The organism is Martinezella sp. CNPSo 3957, from assembly GCF_057784395.1.
In genome coordinates, this window is sequence record NZ_JBXSOU010000003.1 from 529,864 (window position 1) to 546,956 (window position 17,093).

Sequence of the window (17,093 nt, forward strand, 5' to 3'; positions counted from 1 at the left end):
TCACTCGATGATCGAGGTCGCAGGCGTACACCGCCTGCGACCATTCACTTAAATGTTGAAATCGAAGACCATCAGGCCGGCCAGACCGCCGTCCGTGGACGAAACGATCCGCTCGCCGACGGCGACATGATCGGGATGCACCAGATAGGCATCGCGCGCTTCGACACTCTCGAAGGTGACGACAAATCCATCGGCGAAGCCACCATGCAGGCCCTCGGGCGAGACGTTCGGCCCATATTTCACGTCAACAATGCCCGGGATGACCTTCTGCAGGGCGACGACGGAGTCGAAGAGCGACGCCTTCTCGTCCTGTGTCAGGGCGGACTTGAGTCTAAGAAAAACGCAATGCAGGATCATAAGGCAATCTCCCTGGAAGTCGGCGGCAGCATAGAGGGAAAGGGCAACCGGGCAAGGCATCAATTCGCGAACATTGCATTCCGGAAGCGCGGCGAATGGCGACGCGTTTAGAGCAATTCCAGGAAAAGTGCGCAGCGGTTTTCCGTCCGGGATTGCGTGAAAACAAAGAGATAGAGCGGCTCAGAGATTCCGTGAAAAACTGAACCGCTAGCGAAGCACAGCTCACGCTGACAAATGGGCTCTGGCTGTGGCAGTGATTTCGCGTGTCAATTCCGCAAGCCGGTCGGCTGCGAGACGGTTCACTTGCCAATATAATGGAATGTCCAGCGGCGTGTCGGGAATCAGCTCGATCAAGCGCCCGGTCTCCAGATGCTCCTGCACAAGCTGGATGGGATTCATGCCCCATCCCATGCCTGCGAGGCTGGCGTCGACGAAGCCTTGTGTCGAAGGCAGCCAGTGGCTCGGATAGGCAAAATCCTCTCCGAATGTCTGGCGTATCCAGCGGCTTTGAAGCCTGTCCTTCTGGTTGAAGGTCAGGGCTGGCGCGTTCTGGATCGCTTCCGGGGTAACACCTTTTGAAAAATGCCGGGCAATGAAAGCGGGGCTTGCCGTCGCATGGTAGCGAAGCGCGCCGAGGGACATACGCCGGCAGCCCTGAATCGGCTTTTCCAGGCCGGTGACGGCCGCAATCACCCGCCCCCGCTGCAGCCATTCGGCCGTATGATCCTGGTCGTCGATGGCGATATTCAGCAGATAGGAAGAGCGTTTGGCAAAACCGGATATGGCTTCCACGAACCACGTTCCGAGACTATCGGCATTCGTGGCAATGTGAAGTGTGACCCTTTGTTTGGGCTCGTGGGGATCGACGAGCGCCGGCAAACGTCCGAACAGTTCGTCTTCCAGCATGCCGACATTCTCCATATGGCGGCAGAGCCATTCGCCCTTTTCCGTCGCGATGCAGGGATTGCCCCTGACGATCAGGACGATGCCCAGGCGTTCTTCAAGCTGCTTCACCCGCTGCGAGACGGCCGAAGGCGTGACGTTGAGAATGCCGGCCGCCTTTTCGAAGCTGCCGGTTTGGGCGACCATGGAAACGGCACGGAGAGCGGAATAGTCGAGCATAGCTTAGTTTTTCTTAATCTGGATTATCAACATTAAGTAGCGTAAATCTTCATATGCCGATACCGGAAATGCTCACCGATTTTGGAGCATTTCGACAAGGATGAATTTTTCGATCTATATGACGGGCCTCACGATGGGGCTCAGCCTGATTGTCGCGATCGGCGCGCAAAACGCCTTCGTCCTGCGTCAGGGCCTTCGCAACGAGCATGTATTCGCCGTGTGCCTTGCATGCGCGCTCTCCGATGCGGCGCTCATCGTACTCGGGGTGACGAGCTTCCGCCAAATCTCCACGCTGCTGCCCTGGCTCGATCCAGTCATGCGCTATGCAGGAGCGGCCTTCCTGATCTGGTACGGAGCCAGGAGCCTCTATTCCGCCTTTCGTTCGTCCGCGGTGCTGGCCGCCGGAGAGGCGAAGTCATCGAGCTTCCGGCAGACGCTTGCCATGTGCCTGGCGCTCACCTGGCTCAACCCGCATGTCTATCTCGACACGGTCGCGCTACTTGGCACGATCTCGACCCGGTTTCCGGGGAATGAGGCTTCATTTGCGGTGGGTGCCATGACGGGCTCCTTCCTGTTCTTCTTTTCGCTCGGCTTTGGCGCGAGGTGGCTGAGGCCGATCTTCGCGAACCCCGCGTCCTGGCGCATTCTGGAAACGCTCATTGCTCTTACGATGTGGATGATCGCCACCAAGCTGCTGCGCGGAGTATGATTTCTGCGGCATATTCATGGACAGTCACACGGCGCCAAGCGTAGGACGATTTCAGCTTCTGCTTTTCGAGCGCTATCGCTGGTCGGAGCCTGACAGAGAAGGAAAACAATCGTGACGCTCTTTACCGGCCTTTCGGCCTTTCCGATTACCCCGACCGATGCTTCCGGACACGTTGATATTGTAGTGCTCGCCCGCCTGCTCGAACGCATCCAACTGGCGGGCGCTGATTCCATCGGGTTGCTCGGCAGTACGGGCGGTTACGCCTTCCTGTCACGCGACGAGCGCCGGCGGGCCGTACAGACGGCAATGACAAGTGTCGGCGGCAAGATCCCCGTCATCGTTGGGGTTGGAGCACTGCGAACGGACGAAGCGCAGGCTTTGGCGCGTGACGCCAAGGCGGCGGGTGCGGATGGGCTGCTGCTGGCCCCCATGTCCTATACGCCACTCACGGAGGAAGAGGTCTACCAGCACTTTGCAGCAGTCGCGGAGGCCGGCGAACTGCCGCTTTGCATCTACAACAATCCCGGAACGACAGAATTTACATTCAGCGATGGTCTGATTGCCCGCCTGGCGAAGGTGACAAATATCGTGGCGGTGAAGATGCCTCTACCGCAAGGAGGCGATTTCGAGGGAGAGATAGGGCGTCTGCACCAGGAAACGCCAAAGGGTTTCGCCATCGGCTATAGCGGTGATTGGGGAGCGGCAGCCGGGCTGTTGGCCGGTGCCGATGCCTGGTACAGCGTGGTTGCCGGCCTCCTGCCCGCCGAGGCGCTGGCGCTCACACGGGCTGCGCAAGCCGGCGACATTGCGGAAGCTCAGCGGCTCGATCAAAAGTTCCAGCCGCTATGGAGCCTGTTCAAGGAGTTCGGCAGCTTCCGGGTGATGTATGCGATTGCCGAAGCCCTCGATCTTTGCAGGATCGATCCGCCGCGCCCGATCCTACCTTTGCCCGCCGCCGAAAAGCCGAGAGTGCGAAGCGCGCTCGATCACATTCTGATGTGATCGAGTCCTGTGCGACGCGGCAATCTCTGCCTTATATCCGTGCCTCTAGGGGTATCCACTCGATGACTCTCGCCAGGATTGCGGCCGAATCGTCATCTGCTTTGTTGCAGGCCTTCCAGATGCCATCTTTCGGCGCGAAGGGTTCTTTCACGAAGGCAAATTGATCAAAAACTTTCAATCAGTTCCGGGGTTGGCATGAAGAAACTGATAGCCGCGGCGATCCTGTGCGCCTGTCTTGTTGCAGGAACACTCTATGCCACTGCTGGTGGCGATTATCCGCCGCTTAGGGATGGTGATCTGATTTTTCAGACATCGACCAGCAATCAATCAAGCGCCATCATATTCGCGACCCGTTCGACCTTTTCGCATATGGGCATCATAAAGAATGACCACGGTACCATCACAGTCATTGAGGCCGCAGAGAAGGTCAAAGAAACGCCGCTGAAGGCATGGGTCAGTCGCGGCTTGCTGAAGCGGGCAGCGATCTATCGCGATCAGCGCCTCACGCCAGAGATGGCGCAGCGGCTCATATCCTACTCTCGCACGCTTTACGGCAAACCCTACGACCTTTTCTTCTCCTTCAACAACGACGCGATCTATTGCAGCGAATTGCCCTATCTCGCTTACAAGGCCGTAGGTATGGAGATCGGCAAGGTGCAGAAAATATCGGAGCTGAACATCGACAATATGCTTGTCAGAAAGCTGGTCCAGTCGCGATGGAAGCGCGACAGCGAATGCACGGAGCGCGGTTTTGATTTCGATCAGTGCTACCGATATATTCTCAACCAGAGCCTGGTCACTCCGGTCAGCATCGCCAATGATCCAAGTCTCAAGATGATCTATTCGAACTATCCGCTTTGATGGCTATGAGCGTGGGAAAGTCGTCCCGTCCGCTCCGATCGCAGCCAGCATCAGGTCGCGCTGAAGCCCTCATGATAGTCGACGCGTCCCGAGAGCACGGCGCCCCCATTCAGGACCAGCCTCATGAAATATTCGGCAGGTACTCCATCGAGTACCAGGCCGGGATCATTGTCAAAACCGAAACGCTTGTAGTAATCCGGATTACCAAGAACAACGCAGCCTCTGGCATCTATCTTCGTCAGACGCGAAAGACCTTCGCGAACAAGCGCACCGCCAATGCCGTGTTTCTGGCGACTAGGCGTCACCGAGAGCGGGCCAAGCCCGTACCAGCCGCAATCTTTTCCATCGATCGTAACCGGCGAGAAAGCGATATGTCCGACGACGTCTCCATCCTCGATCGCCACGAGAGAAATCGTCAGCGCCTCAGCATTGCGAAGAGCATCGACGATTTGCGCTTCGGTTTGACTGCTGTGCTCCATCGAGGCGAAGGCCATCTTCGTTATACGGCGGATCGCTTCGGCGTCTCCCGGCTGCTCTGGGCGGATTTCCATTATGCATCCTTGTCGGTTGGCGGTCCAATGCTTGCGGGCCTAAAAGCGGCTGCGTATCGCGCGAGCGGACGATAGAAAATTCTACTTCCGCTTAAACGGCTCCATGCCCTTGCGCGCCAGCTCGTCGGCCCGCTCGTTCTCCGGGTGTCCCGCATGGCCCTTGACCCAATGAAGCGTCACTTTGTGCCTGTTATAGGCCTCGTCCAGCGCCTGCCAGAGCTCGGCATTCTTCACCGGTTTCTTGTCCGCGGTCTTCCAGCCGTTCTTCTTCCAACCGAAGATCCACTTGGTGATGCCGTCCTTGACGTAGACGCTATCGGTATAGAGATCGACCTCGCATGGGCTCTTCAGAGCGCCAAGCGCCGAGATTGCCGCCATCAGCTCCATGCGGTTGTTGGTCGTCTCCGCCTCGCCGCCGGAAAGTTCCTTCTCCACCTCGCCATAGCGAAGCACCGCACCCCAGCCGCCAGGACCGGGATTGCCGGAGCAGGCGCCGTCGGTAAAAATATCGACGTGCTTCATGCCTTCAGCCCGTATTCGGCTGCCGAAGCGATCTGGCGATGGAAGCGCAGCTTGCGCAGATATTCGATCGGGTCTTTCTTGGTGACCATCGCGCCGGCCGGGGTCGTCAGCCAGTCGTAGAGACGCGTCAGGAAGAAGCGCAGGGCCGAGCCGCGGGCAAGCGTCGGCAATGCGGCGATTTCGGCAGTGCTCAGCTGCCGCACACTCTGATAGCCCTCGAGCAGCGCCATGCCCTTGGTGATGTTGTAGGCGTGATCCTTCTCGAAGCACCAGGCGTTCAGGCAGATCGAGACGTCATAGGCGAGCTGATCGTTGCAGGCGAAATAGAAGTCGATCAGGCCGGATAGCGTGTCGCCGAGGAAGAAGACATTGTCCGGAAAAAGATCGGCATGGATGACGCCTTCGGGCAGATCCTTCGGCCAATGCTTTCCAAGGAAATCGAGTTCGCTGCGGATTTCGCTCTGCAGACCGGCTTCGACTTCGTCGGCGCGTGCCTCGGATTTTTCCCAGAGCGTCTGCCAGCCCTCGAGCGATAGCGCATTTGGGCGACGGATCTCGAAACCCTCGCCGGCAATATGCATGGCGGCCAGTGCCTTGCCGACTTCGCGGCAATGATGCGCCTCGGGCTTGCGCAGCCACATGCCCTCAAGAAAGGAAATCAGGGCGGCAGGACGGCCGGAGAGATGGCCGAGCAATTCGCCGTCGCGACGCGGCAGAGGCAGCGGGCACGACAGGCCACGGCTTGCGAGATGCTGCATCAGCCCCAGGAAGAACGGCAGGTCGCCCTTGTCGACGCGCTTCTCGTAAAGCGTCAGGATCAACGGATCGCGGCTCGTGTGCAGCAGGAAGTTCGAATTCTCGACGCCTTCGGCAATGCCCTTGTAGGAGAGCAACTCGCCGACATCATATTCGGTCAGGAACCACTTCAAATCGTCTTCGGTAATATCGGTATAAACGGCCACGAAACAGTCCTGAACTTGAGCGCCTTGGGTCGGCTATTCGCCGTTGACGAAAGCCATGTCTGCTGTCGTCAGCTCTATACTGCGAAGCTCGCGATTGACGAGGAAATTCTCCGTTTCCTTCACAGTTTCAGCGAGTTCCACCACGGCATTATAGCGGGCGCGGAAAGCTTCGATGATCTCGTTGACGATGACTTCTGGCGCAGATGCACCAGCCGAGAGGCCGACCGTCTTGATATCGCCGATATTGTCCCAGTCGATCTCCGAGGCGCGTTGCACAAGCACCGATTTCTTCGCCCCCGCCCGGAGCGCCACTTCGACGAGGCGCTTGGAATTGGAGGAATTCGGCGCCCCGACGACGATGAAGAGATCGCAGCCCGGTGCCGCCTCCTTTACCACTTCCTGACGGTTCGTCGTGGCATAGCAGATCGAATCGGCAGCCGGTGCCGTGAGATTGGGAAAACGCTCCTGCAGCCGCGCGATGACGCCGGCGGTATCGTCAACCGAGAGCGTCGTCTGCGTGACGAAGCCGAGATTGTCGGGATCGGCGGGCTCGTAGACGTCGGCATCCTCCACCGTCTCGATCAGCGACACAGCGCCTTCGGGCAGCTGGCCCATGGTGCCGATCACTTCCGGATGGCCGGCATGACCGATCAGCACGACGTGGCGGCCGAGACGATTGTGGCGCATGGCCTGCTTGTGCACCTTCGAAACCAGCGGACAGGTGGCATCAAGATAGAAGAGATTGCGCGCATCGGCATCGGCCGGCACGGACTTCGGCACACCATGCGCCGAGAAGACGACGGGCTGGGCGCGATGCTCGGCCGGGATCTCGTCCAGCTCCTCGACGAAGATGGCGCCCTTGGCTTCCAACCCCTCGACGACATAGCGGTTATGGACGATCTCGTGGCGGACATAAACCGGCGCGCCATAGGCCTTCAGCGCCAGAACGACGATCTGAATGGCGCGGTCGACGCCGGCGCAGAAGCCGCGCGGCCCGCAAAGCCGGATGGTCAGGTCAGGTTTGGAAACAGCTATGTTCATATCTCTTCCGAAATGCGCGACGATGGCTGAGCCATAGATAGGGCTGCCCTGCCGCCTGCTCCATTCAGTCCGCATGGTCTTATCCAAAAACCGCTGGCGCACTTTTGGGATCATGCTCTAGCCGAATATTTCATCGAAATGAAGCTATTCTATTGCATGCCTCTATTGTCGGGGCGCGTCCGGATGATGTTTGCGCCACCAGGATATGGCGACGATCGCTGCCAGCGCCGCTGCCAGCCCATACCAGGTCACCGCATATTGCAGGTGATTGTTCGGCAGATCGACGATGGTGACGCCGCCGATCGGCAGGCCCGCCGAATTGGGCGTCTTGTCGGCGTCGATGAAGAAGGGCAGTACCTTGTCCCTCGGCAGGCCGACGCTGGAGGCCATGGCGTCCAGATCCTTCCAGAAGAAGATGTTCTTGCCGAGATCATTGTCCGGCATGCCGTCGGGCCGGTCGACGAGCTTTGCCCGAGCAAGGCCGATAACGGTCTGTTCACCCATCAATTCGCCCTGCTTGCGCTTTTCGGGGTCCTTCGCCTCGGTGGGAACGAAGCCTCGATTGACGAAAATAAAGCGGCCATCGTCCAGCTGCAACGGCGTATAGATGTGATAGCCGGGATCGCCATCGTGGGTGGCGAGGAAATGTCGCTCCTTGTCGTTGAGGTAATGGCCAGTTGCCGTGACGACACGATATTCGATATCGCCACCAGATGCCGCCATGGCCTCGATCGCCGACAAGGGTACAGCAGGTGCATCCTTGCGGGCAGCGATGTCGGCGAGCAGGCCTTCCTTCCACTGCAGTCGCTCGACCTGCCAGGTGCCGAGCCCGATCAGGATGACGAAGGCAACGAGCAGAAGCAGTGCCTTGGCGATCTGCCACAAGGGATTGGCGCGGCGCACAGGCACTGCCGACTCAGTCACGGTGGACACGCCCTTCGGCGGCGTTGTTGCGATATTGCAGGGCGATCAGGATGCCCTTGCACCAGCGCAGGGACAATAGCGAAAGAATGATCGTCAGCGGGGCGAACAGCACTATATAGACCCAGATCGGCGGCGCATAATTGATCTGCATCCACAAGACCGAACCGATGATGATGAAGCCGACGATCAGGATGACGAAGACGGCTGGCCCATCGCCGGCATCGGCGAAGGCGTAATCGAGATCACAGGCGGCACAGCGTGGCTTCAGCGACAATAACCCATCGAAGAGCTTGCCCTGGCCGCAACGCGGGCAACATCCCTGTATGCCGACCTTGAACGGATCGACGGGCGCAAAGAGAGCGCTGTCGCTATGGGATGCCTCGTCCGGCGTATTGTCTTGCTCTGAGGTCAAAGTTCTGTCTCGATCGGTCTGCCATTTGCGAGCGAACCTATCGATCTCGCCCCTGTCACTATCAGTAAACGCGATGTGCGCGTCCGTCCAATCGAAAAGCGTGGATACGCCGCACCAGCAGCCTGGGAAAAGCATGCAGAAAGGATTGGATTCATGACAACCAGTGAAGGATCGCCTCTTGGTCAGATCATCATTCTCAATGGCGCGCCGCGATCCGGAAAAAGCAGCATCGTCGAGGTGATACAGGCTGATTTCGAAGGCGTGTGGGTCAATCTCGGCGTCGATGCCTATGTGCGGCATATCATGCCTCCACGCTATCGCCCGGGCATCGGCTTGCGCCCTGGCGGCGAGCGGCCTGATCTCGAGCCGCTGGTTCAGCGCCTTTATGCCGCACTCTATGCCTCGATCGCCGCACATAGCCGCATGGGATTGAATGTGGTCGCGGAATTCGGTCATCACAACAGTTATTCGCAACCGCTCGGCATTCTCGCCGATTGCGCCCGGTTGCTTGCAGAACTGCCCGTTTTGCTCGTCGGCGTGCGTTGTCCCCTCGATGTTGTGATGCAGCGGCGATTGGCGGAAGGGCCGGAAAGACAGGGCACTTACGTGAAGGTCGAGGTTGGCGTGCCTGCCCCTGCGCCGGTCATCGCATGGCAGGAAGAGGTCCACCGCCCGGGGATCTACGATCTGGAAGTCGATACTTCGGTGAATAGCCCCGAGGCCTGTGCCGAAGAAATCCGCCAATTGCTTGCCAAGGACCCGCCCCATCCCACTGCATTCGAGAGAATTGTCTCAAGGGATTGAGGACACAAAACAAAAGGCGGACGCTGAGCGCCCGCCTTTTATTTTCGAAAGATCGATAGCGATCAGCCGGCCGCGAGCGGTGCGCCCCAGCTGCCCCAGATGTAGATGCAGAAGAACAGGAACAGCCAGACGACGTCGACGAAGTGCCAGTACCAGGCGGCCGCCTCGAAGCCGAAATGCTGTTTCGGCGTGAAATCGCCGCGGATGGCACGAACCAGGCAAACCAGCAGGAAGATCGTCCCGATCAGAACGTGGAAACCGTGGAAGCCGGTCGCCATGAAGAAGGTCGCACCATAGATCGAGTTTTTGAACGCGAATGGAGCGTGGGCATATTCATAGGCCTGGACGCAGGAAAACAGCGCGCCAAGCAGCACGGTCAGCGTCAGGCCCTGGATCAGTCCCTTGCGGTCGCCGTGCAGAAGCGCATGGTGAGCCCAGGTAACCGTGGTGCCCGACAGCAGCAGGATGATGGTGTTGTAGATCGGCAGGTGCCAGGGATCGAGCACCTCAAGACCCTTCGGCGGGAATTGACCGCCGAGGAAGGCCGTGCGCGATGCCTGGATCGCCTCGTTCGGGAACAGGCTGACGTCGAAATAGGCCCAGAACCAGGCGACAAAGAACATCACCTCGGAGGCGATGAACATGATCATGCCGTAGCGCAGATGCAGCGAGACGACGCGGGTATGCGCGCCCTCATGTGCTTCCTTGATCGTATCGGCCCACCAGCCGTACATGACGTAGAGGATCACGGCGAGGCCGATGAAGAAAAGCCAGGGCTGCGCGAAATTGATCCCGAACAAATGCATTGCGCCACCATTCAGGTAACGCATGAAGCAGACACCGCCGAAGGTGATCACGAAGGCCCCGAGGGCCGCGGTAATCGGCCACGCGCTGGGCTCGATGATGTGATAATCGTGTTTTCTCTGATGCACTTCGGCCATATCAGCAATCCCCGAATAACTTTTTCCCATATTGCTTCCGGTCAGACCGAAAAGCACTCTCCATCAAAGCTTTTTTTCCACCGGCTTCGTACCGCCGTCATTGGATGCCACGGGCTTTGCGCCTTCCCGCGGGTAATAGGTGTAGGATAGTGTCAGCGCGTTGATCGTCTTGGTTTCCGGAGCCTTGGCGATCTCGGGATCGACATAGAAAACCACTGACATCTCGCGCTTTTCGCCGGGCGCGAGATCCGTCTCGTTGAAGCAGAAGCACTGGACCTTGTTGAAATAGACCCCGGCTTCGAGCGGCGTGACGTTGAAGATCGCCTGGCCGCGCTCCATCTTGTCCGACTTGTTCTCGATCTGGAACTTGACCTCGACCGTCTCGCCGATCTTCGGGCTCACAGACTTCTGCAGCGGCTTGAAATCCCACGGCAGGCCGGGCGCAACGTTGGCATCGAAGGAAACCTGGATCTGCTTGTCGAGGATGAGGTTCGACACCTGCTCGACGCGCTGCGTCGTGCCGTTATAGCCCGTCACCTGACAGAACATGCGATAGAGCGGCACGGCGGCGGCGCACATGGCGCTCATGCCGACGACGAAGCTCAGGCACATGGCAACGATCATCCCGTTGTTACGGGCGCCGTTCCTCGTGCTTTTTGTGACCTCCCCCTCCATCACGCCTCCTCAAACGTGTCCGGAACCGACCTTGATGATGGTGATTGCGTAGAACAGCACCACCAGACCGGCAAGCACCAGCCCGAGCGCGATATTGCGCCCTCGCCGCGATTTCTTCTGCGCTTCGGTCAGCTTGACGAGTTCGATCATAGCCAGCCTCCACCGCCGCCCGATATCAGCACGGCAACGAGCCGGTCGATCAGCAGCGCGGAAAAGATCGCGAAGAGATAGAAAATGGAGAAACCGAAGAGCTTCTTTGCTGGCACCATCTTCACGTCGCCATCGGCCATGCGCCAGACGGCGATGGAACAGTGCACGAAGATCGCGCCAAGCACCGCGGCAACGACGCCATAGCCGAAGCTAGCAAAGCCCATGAAAGCCGGCGCGACGCCGAAGATGGCGGTCAGCACCGCATAGACGACGATCTGATTCTTCGTCGTCTGGATGCCGGAGACATTCGGCAGCATCGGTACGCCGACGGCCTCGTAATCCCCCATTTTGAAGAGTGCCAGTGCCCAGAAATGGGCTGGCGTCCAGAGAAAGATGATGAGGAAGAGCACAATGCTTTCGACCGGCACGCTGCCGGTGACGCATGCCCAGCCGATGACAGGCGGGAAAGCGCCGGCTGCACCGCCGATGACGATGTTCTGTGGCGTCGAGCGCTTCAGCCACATCGTGTAGACGACGGCATAGAAGAAAATCGTGAAGGCGAGAATGCCGGCGGAAAGCCAATTGATCGCAAGACCGAGGATAACAACCGAAAAGCCCGACAGCACCAGGCCGAAGGCCAGCGCTTCCGATGGATTGATACGGCCTGAAGGTATCGGCCGGCTCTTGGTGCGGGTCATGACAGCGTCGATATCGGCATCATACCACATGTTCAGGGCGCCGGATGCACCCGCGCCGACCGCAATGCAGAGGATGGCGATGAAACCGAGAACGGGGTTGATATGGCCGGGAGCCAATACGAGGCCGGTAAAGGCGGTGAAGACGACCAGCGACATCACGCGCGGCTTCAGAAGCTCGAAATAATCGCGCGCACCCGCTTCCGACAGGCCGGTATCGCCTTGCTTTGCGAGTGCTTCGTGATTGTCGATGACCGTCATTCTTTCTTCCAATTATCCGTTGAAACGGACGCCGCTTATCACGGCGTCCGGAAATGAGCTACTTGATGCGCGGCAGCTCTTCCCACTGATGGTGCGGCGGCGGCGACGACAGCTGCCACTCGAGAGTGGTTGCGCCCTCACCCCAGGGATTATCGCCTGCGACGCGCTTCTTTGCGAAGGCATCTATAACGCCCCAGAAGAAGAAGCAAAGGCCAACGGCTGCGACATAGGAGCCGATGGAGGAGACGAAGTTCCAGCCGGCATAGGCATCCGGATAGTCGATGTAGCGGCGCGGCATGCCCGCACGACCCAGGAAGTGCTGCGGGAAGAACACCATGTTCACGCCGACGAAGGTGATCCAGAAGTGCCAGTTGCCGATCCGCTCATTGTACATGTAGCCGGTCATCTTCGGGAACCAGTAGTACCAGGCAGCGAAGATGGCGAAGACGGCGCCAAGCGACAGAACATAGTGGAAGTGTGCCACAACGAAGTAAGTCGCATGCAGTTCGCGGTCGAGGCCGGCATTGGCGAGCTGGACGCCGGTGACGCCGCCAAGCGTGAACAGGAAGATGAAGCCAAGCGCCCAGATCATCGGCGTGCGAAACTGGATCGAACCGCCCCACATCGTCGCAATCCACGAGAAGACCTTGACGCCCGTTGGAACCGCGATGACCATCGTTGCGAAGACGAAGTAGCGCTGCGTGTCGAGCGAGAGGCCGGTCACATACATGTGGTGGGCCCAGACGACGAAGCCGACGGCGCCGATCGCGACCATGGCGTAGGCCATGCCAAGATAACCGAAGATCGGCTTGCGCGAGAAGGTCGAGATGATGTGGCTGATCATGCCGAAACCGGGCAGGATCAGGATGTAGACTTCCGGATGGCCGAAGAACCAGAAGAGGTGCTGGTAGAGCAGCGGGTCACCGCCGCCTTCCGGCGCAAAGAAGGTCGTGCCGAAATTGCGGTCGGTCAACAGCATGGTGATGGCGCCGGCGAGAACCGGCAGCGACAGAAGCAGCAGGAAGGCGGTGATCAGAACCGACCAGGCAAACAGCGGCATCTTGTGTAGCGTCATGCCGGGAGCGCGCATGTTCAGGATCGTGGTGATGAAGTTGATCGCACCGAGGATCGACGAAGCGCCCGCAATATGCAGCGCGAAGATAACCAGATCGATCGCCGGGCCGGGATGGCCGACCGTGCCCGACAGGGGCGCATACATCGTCCAGCCGCCGCCCGCGCCGTAAGCGCCTGCCGGGCCTTCGACGAACATCGAGAGGATGAGCAACAGGAATGCCGGGACGAGCAGCCAGAAGGAGATGTTGTTGAGGCGCGGGAAAGCCATATCCGGCGCACCGATCATGATCGGCACCATCCAGTTGGCAAAGCCGCCGATCATCGCCGGCATGACCATGAAGAAGATCATGATCAGCGCGTGGGCGGTGACGAAGACGTTGTACATCTGCTTGCCGCCGTCGATGGCGGCATCGCCCGAAAAGCCATAGACCATCGATGCCAGACCGCTGAAGATCTGGATGCCGGGCTCCTGCAATTCCATGCGGATAGCAACGGAAAGGAGGAAGCCGATCACGCCCGCAAAGATCGCGAAGATCAGATAGAGCGTGCCGATGTCTTTGTGATTCGTCGAAAATAGCCAACGATCAGCGAAAGTTTGCTTGTGTGCGTGATGATCGTCGTGCGCGTGGGCGTCGTGAAGATCATGCGAGTGATCGTCGTGTGCCTTGGATCCAGCCATTGTTCCTACCCTCTTACTTCGCCGTGTTTTCCGCGACCTTGACGGTCGTCGGTTGGTCGACGGCGGCCATCAGAGCCTTGTTCGCCTTGCCGACATCGGTTGCAGCAGCGGCAAGCCACTGCTTGTACTGATCGTCGGAGACGACACGGATGGCGATCGGCATGAAAGAGTGATCCTTGCCGCAGAGCTCGGAACACTGTCCATAGTACAGGCCTTCGCGGTCGGCATTGAACCAGGTTTCGTTCAGACGGCCCGGAATGGCGTCAATCCTGACACCAAATGCAGGCAAGGCGAAGGAATGGATGACGTCGGTCGGTGCGGCGGTGATGAGAAGGCGCACATTCTTGCCGACGGGAACGACCATTTCGTTATCGACGGCGAGCAGCCGCGGATATTTCGACTTGTCGTCCTTGCCTGCGGCGGCGCGGTCCTGTTCCTTCAGCATGAAGGAGTCGAAGGCAACCGGCGTCGCGCCGCTGCCCTCATATTCATAATTCCACTGCCACTGCGTCGCCGTCGCCTTGACGGTGACATCCGTCTTTTCCGGGAAGGTCAGCTGATCGGTCAGAAGATTGAAGGAGGGAATAGCCAGGAAGAGAAGAATGAGGACCGGTCCGATGGTCCAGACGACTTCGATCAGCGTGTTGTGGCTCGTCTTGGACGGAACCGGGTTCTTGGACGCCCGGAACTTGACCATGACCACCACCAGCAGGACCAGAACAAGCAGCGTGATCGGAATGATAAACCAAAGCGTGTATGCCTCAAACCAGCGGATTTGATGCATGTTGCCGGTTGCAGCCTGCTGCATACCGGTTTCCCAAGGTCTCGGCTGATCGGCGTAGCTACCTGTCGCAAAAAGCAGACAGATCATAGCCGCCAGAGCCGCGTAAGCTCTTTTCATCACGATGTCTCTCCCTCCAGCGTTTGATCCCAGATCTTCCTCAAACGCAGTATCCCTACAATCCATTGCGCTTCAAACCACAGTTTGGGGTGCTCCGCAACAACTCACGACATTTGTTAGTGCGGCATTTTTGCGCGAATATCCCCCCAAGCTTGTCGCGGACATGGCAAGCATTTCATCATCATACGAAAAATTGCATCGCGGTCCATGGCGCCGCCGGGACAAAATGGAGTAGAGGTCGTATTTCCGCCGTAGTCGGTTGGAATCCAGCAGCCGGGGCTTTTCATTTGCCGGCCTGGGCTTCAACAATAGCGGCACTGATTCGAATCTAGAGGTTTCCATGGGTTTTCGTTCCCTCGCCCGGCTTTTGCTCGTTACCGGCGGTGTCGCTGCCGCAGTTGCCGCACCCGCATGGGCGCAGCAGGGCCAGCAGACTCAGCCGCCGGCGCAGCAGACCCAACAGTTGCAGCCGGACCAGCCGGGCCAGCAGCCGCCGCATACGCAGCAAGTTCCGACCAGCCAGGTTCCGCAACCGCCGGGTACGGTCCGCTCCAGCCACGGTGCATGGTCCGTCGTGTGCGACAAGCCGGCAGGTGCGGCGACCGAGCAGTGCGCGCTGATGCAGAACGTGATCGCCGAGGATCGTCCGGAAATCGGTCTGTCCGTCGTCGTGCTGAAGACGGCTGACCGCAAGTCCAAGATCCTGCGCGTACTGGCGCCGCTCGGCGTTCTGCTGCCAAACGGTCTCGGCCTCAATATCGACGGCAAGGATATCGGCCGCGCCTATTTCGTGCGCTGCTTCTCCGATGGCTGCTACGCCGAAGTCGTGCTGGAAGACCAGTTGCTGAAGACGCTGCGCAGCGGCGCCACGGCAACCTTCATCGTCTTCCAGTCGCCGGAAGAAGGCATCGGCATCCCTGTGGATTTGAAGGGCTTTGCGGACGGCTACGACGCCCTTCCCTGACCGGATGGGCTTGCTCTTGCGCGGTGCGAAGCCTACATCGGCTCTGAACGGAGCACATGATCCATGAATACCGACCTCCTTACACTTTTCGATGCCGATGAAGCCAAGCTGCGCGGCATCGTTGCCGAAGCTCTTTCCGGCGCCGATGACGGCGAGCTCTTCGTCGAGCATGTCCAGGCGGAATCGCTGACATTCGACAATGGCCGGATGAAGGGCGGCAGCTTCAATACCGAACAGGGCTTCGGCCTTCGCGCCGTCGCCGGCGAAGCGGTGGGCTATGCCCATGCGGGGGATCTTTCCGAGGCTGCATTGAAGCGCGCCGCCGATGCGGTGCGCGCGGTGACATCGGGCTATGCCGGCTCCTATGCGGCCGCGCCGCAGCGCACCAACAAGGTGCTCTATGGCGACGAGAACCCGATCGGCACGCCGAGCTTCGAGGAGAAGGCAAAGCTCCTGCAGCGGATCGACAGCTATCTGCGCGACAAGGACGACAAGGTCCGCCAGGTGACGGCATCCATCGCCGCAAGCTGGCAGGTGGTCGACATTCTGCGCGCGGACGGTCATCGCGTTCGCGATGTGAGGCCGATGACGCGTGTCAATATCTCCGTGATCGTGGGGGACGGCGACCGGCAGGAATCCGGCTCCTTCGGCACCGGCGGCCGGATCGGCTTCGGCGACTTTGTCACAGCGGACAATTGGCACCACGGCGCCGACGAGGCCCTGCGTCAGGCGCTTGTCAATCTGGAGGCGATCGAGGCGCCTGCCGGTACGATGGATGTCGTGCTCGGTTCTGGCTGGCCGGGCGTCATGCTGCACGAAGCCGTCGGGCATGGGCTCGAAGGCGACTTCAACCGCAAGAAGACATCAGCCTTCGCCGGCCTGCTAGGCCAGATGGTGGCCGCTCCCGGCGTCACGGTCGTCGATGACGGCACGATCGAGAACCGCCGCGGCTCGATTACGGTCGACGACGAAGGCACGCCCTCGGCCTATAACGTGCTGATCGAAAACGGCAAACTGGTCGGCTACATGCAGGACCGGCAGAATGCCCGGCTGATGGGTATGAAGGCGACCGGCAACGGCCGCCGCCAGGGCTATGCCCATACCCCGATGCCGCGCATGACCAACACCTATATGCTCGGGGGCGACAAGACGCCGGAAGAAATCATCGCCTCGGTGAAGAAGGGCATCTACGCCGTTTCCTTCGGCGGCGGTCAGGTTGATATCACCTCAGGCAAGTTCGTTTTCGGCTGCACCGAAGCCTATCTCATCGAGGACGGCAAGGTCGGCGCGCCGATCAAGGGCGCGATGCTGATCGGCAACGGCCCGGATGCGATGAAACGCGTCTCGATGATCGGCAACGACATGAAGCTCGATACCGGCATCGGCAATTGCGGCAAGGCAGGGCAATGGGTTCCTGTCGGCGTCGGTCAGCCGCATCTGCGCATGGATCAGATCACGGTGGGCGGCACCAAGACCTAATCGTTCT

At 59.4% G+C, this 17,093-nt stretch carries 20 protein-coding genes; 6 read left to right on the forward strand and 14 right to left on the reverse strand.

Features of this window, described 5'->3' with window-relative positions; all coding sequences use genetic code 11:
* Positions 1-48: 48 nt before the first annotated feature.
* The gene (locus AC13QE_RS11050) at positions 49-357 is read right to left on the reverse strand and encodes a Dabb family protein (protein ID WP_488483669.1); all 309 of its coding nucleotides are present in this window, start codon (positions 355-357) and stop codon (positions 49-51) included.
* A gap of 222 nt (positions 358-579) precedes the next feature.
* Positions 580-1,479, reverse strand: a complete 900-nt coding sequence (locus AC13QE_RS11055) for a LysR family transcriptional regulator ArgP (protein WP_488483670.1) — start codon at positions 1,477-1,479, stop codon at positions 580-582.
* Between the two features lie 100 nt (positions 1,480-1,579).
* Here AC13QE_RS11055 and AC13QE_RS11060 point away from each other — a divergent pair, with 100 nt between their 5' ends.
* The 3 genes from AC13QE_RS11060 to AC13QE_RS11070 all read left to right on the forward strand — a co-directional run bounded on the left by AC13QE_RS11060 (position 1,580) and on the right by AC13QE_RS11070 (position 4,051).
* Positions 1,580-2,188 (forward strand): LysE/ArgO family amino acid transporter, encoded by a 609-nt coding sequence (locus AC13QE_RS11060; protein WP_488483671.1) that lies wholly within the window; start codon positions 1,580-1,582, stop codon positions 2,186-2,188.
* A 111-nt stretch (positions 2,189-2,299) separates the two neighbouring features.
* Positions 2,300-3,190, forward strand: coding sequence for a dihydrodipicolinate synthase family protein (locus AC13QE_RS11065; protein WP_488483672.1), 891 nt, complete (start codon positions 2,300-2,302; stop codon positions 3,188-3,190).
* A gap of 195 nt (positions 3,191-3,385) precedes the next feature.
* Positions 3,386-4,051 (forward strand): YiiX/YebB-like N1pC/P60 family cysteine hydrolase, encoded by a 666-nt coding sequence (locus AC13QE_RS11070; RefSeq protein WP_488483673.1) that lies wholly within the window; start codon positions 3,386-3,388, stop codon positions 4,049-4,051.
* Positions 4,052-4,101: 50 nt separating this feature from the next.
* Here AC13QE_RS11070 and AC13QE_RS11075 read toward each other — a convergent pair whose 3' ends face one another.
* The 6 genes from AC13QE_RS11075 to AC13QE_RS11100 all read right to left on the reverse strand — a co-directional run bounded on the left by AC13QE_RS11075 (position 4,102) and on the right by AC13QE_RS11100 (position 8,463).
* Entirely contained in the window at positions 4,102-4,602 is a 501-nt protein-coding gene (locus AC13QE_RS11075) for a GNAT family N-acetyltransferase (protein WP_488483674.1), read from the reverse strand.
* An 81-nt stretch (positions 4,603-4,683) separates the two neighbouring features.
* Positions 4,684-5,124: a ribonuclease HI gene (gene rnhA, locus AC13QE_RS11080; RefSeq protein ID WP_095434161.1), complete on the reverse strand. Its 441-nt coding sequence runs from the start codon at positions 5,122-5,124 to the stop codon at positions 4,684-4,686.
* Entirely contained in the window at positions 5,121-6,086 is a 966-nt protein-coding gene (locus tag AC13QE_RS11085) for a homoserine kinase (RefSeq protein WP_488483675.1), read from the reverse strand. The genes rnhA and AC13QE_RS11085 overlap by 4 nt, the downstream gene beginning before the upstream one ends.
* Positions 6,087-6,119: 33 nt before the next feature.
* Entirely contained in the window at positions 6,120-7,127 is a 1,008-nt protein-coding gene (ispH, locus tag AC13QE_RS11090; protein ID WP_112412432.1) for a 4-hydroxy-3-methylbut-2-enyl diphosphate reductase, read from the reverse strand.
* 162 nt (positions 7,128-7,289) lie between these two features.
* Positions 7,290-8,051 carry an SURF1 family protein gene (locus tag AC13QE_RS11095; RefSeq protein ID WP_488483676.1) on the reverse strand — a complete coding sequence of 254 codons (762 nt, stop codon included), beginning with the start codon at positions 8,049-8,051 and terminating at the stop codon, positions 7,290-7,292.
* The gene (locus tag AC13QE_RS11100) at positions 8,044-8,463 is read right to left on the reverse strand and encodes a DUF983 domain-containing protein (RefSeq protein WP_488483677.1); all 420 of its coding nucleotides are present in this window, start codon (positions 8,461-8,463) and stop codon (positions 8,044-8,046) included. Before AC13QE_RS11100 ends, AC13QE_RS11095 begins: the two co-directional genes overlap by 8 nt.
* Positions 8,464-8,616: 153 nt before the next feature.
* Between AC13QE_RS11100 and AC13QE_RS11105 the strand changes: the two genes are divergently transcribed.
* The gene (locus tag AC13QE_RS11105; RefSeq protein ID WP_488483678.1) at positions 8,617-9,267 is read left to right on the forward strand and encodes a chloramphenicol phosphotransferase CPT family protein; all 651 of its coding nucleotides are present in this window, start codon (positions 8,617-8,619) and stop codon (positions 9,265-9,267) included.
* Between the two features lie 62 nt (positions 9,268-9,329).
* Here AC13QE_RS11105 and AC13QE_RS11110 read toward each other — a convergent pair whose 3' ends face one another.
* The 6 genes from AC13QE_RS11110 to coxB all read right to left on the reverse strand — a co-directional run bounded on the left by AC13QE_RS11110 (position 9,330) and on the right by coxB (position 14,643).
* Positions 9,330-10,208: a cytochrome c oxidase subunit 3 gene (locus AC13QE_RS11110; RefSeq protein WP_488483679.1), complete on the reverse strand. Its 879-nt coding sequence runs from the start codon at positions 10,206-10,208 to the stop codon at positions 9,330-9,332.
* Between the two features lie 63 nt (positions 10,209-10,271).
* Entirely contained in the window at positions 10,272-10,883 is a 612-nt protein-coding gene (locus AC13QE_RS11115) for a cytochrome c oxidase assembly protein (protein ID WP_041677261.1), read from the reverse strand.
* Positions 10,884-10,892: 9 nt separating this feature from the next.
* Positions 10,893-11,030: a hypothetical protein gene (locus tag AC13QE_RS11120; protein ID WP_085999192.1), complete on the reverse strand. Its 138-nt coding sequence runs from the start codon at positions 11,028-11,030 to the stop codon at positions 10,893-10,895.
* Positions 11,030-11,989, reverse strand: coding sequence for a heme o synthase (locus tag AC13QE_RS11125; protein WP_488483680.1), 960 nt, complete (start codon positions 11,987-11,989; stop codon positions 11,030-11,032). Before AC13QE_RS11125 ends, AC13QE_RS11120 begins: the two co-directional genes overlap by 1 nt.
* A gap of 58 nt (positions 11,990-12,047) precedes the next feature.
* Positions 12,048-13,742: a cytochrome c oxidase subunit I gene (gene ctaD, locus AC13QE_RS11130; RefSeq protein WP_488483681.1), complete on the reverse strand. Its 1,695-nt coding sequence runs from the start codon at positions 13,740-13,742 to the stop codon at positions 12,048-12,050.
* 13 nt (positions 13,743-13,755) lie between these two features.
* Positions 13,756-14,643, reverse strand: coding sequence for a cytochrome c oxidase subunit II (gene coxB / locus AC13QE_RS11135; RefSeq protein ID WP_132716688.1), 888 nt, complete (start codon positions 14,641-14,643; stop codon positions 13,756-13,758).
* 340 nt (positions 14,644-14,983) lie between these two features.
* Here coxB and AC13QE_RS11140 point away from each other — a divergent pair, with 340 nt between their 5' ends.
* Both AC13QE_RS11140 and tldD read left to right on the forward strand, forming a co-directional pair.
* The gene (locus tag AC13QE_RS11140) at positions 14,984-15,607 is read left to right on the forward strand and encodes an invasion associated locus B family protein (RefSeq protein WP_488483682.1); all 624 of its coding nucleotides are present in this window, start codon (positions 14,984-14,986) and stop codon (positions 15,605-15,607) included.
* A 63-nt stretch (positions 15,608-15,670) separates the two neighbouring features.
* On the forward strand, positions 15,671-17,086 hold the full coding sequence (gene tldD, locus AC13QE_RS11145; protein ID WP_488483683.1) for a metalloprotease TldD: 1,416 nt from the start codon (positions 15,671-15,673) through the stop codon (positions 17,084-17,086).
* Positions 17,087-17,093 lie beyond the last annotated feature (7 nt).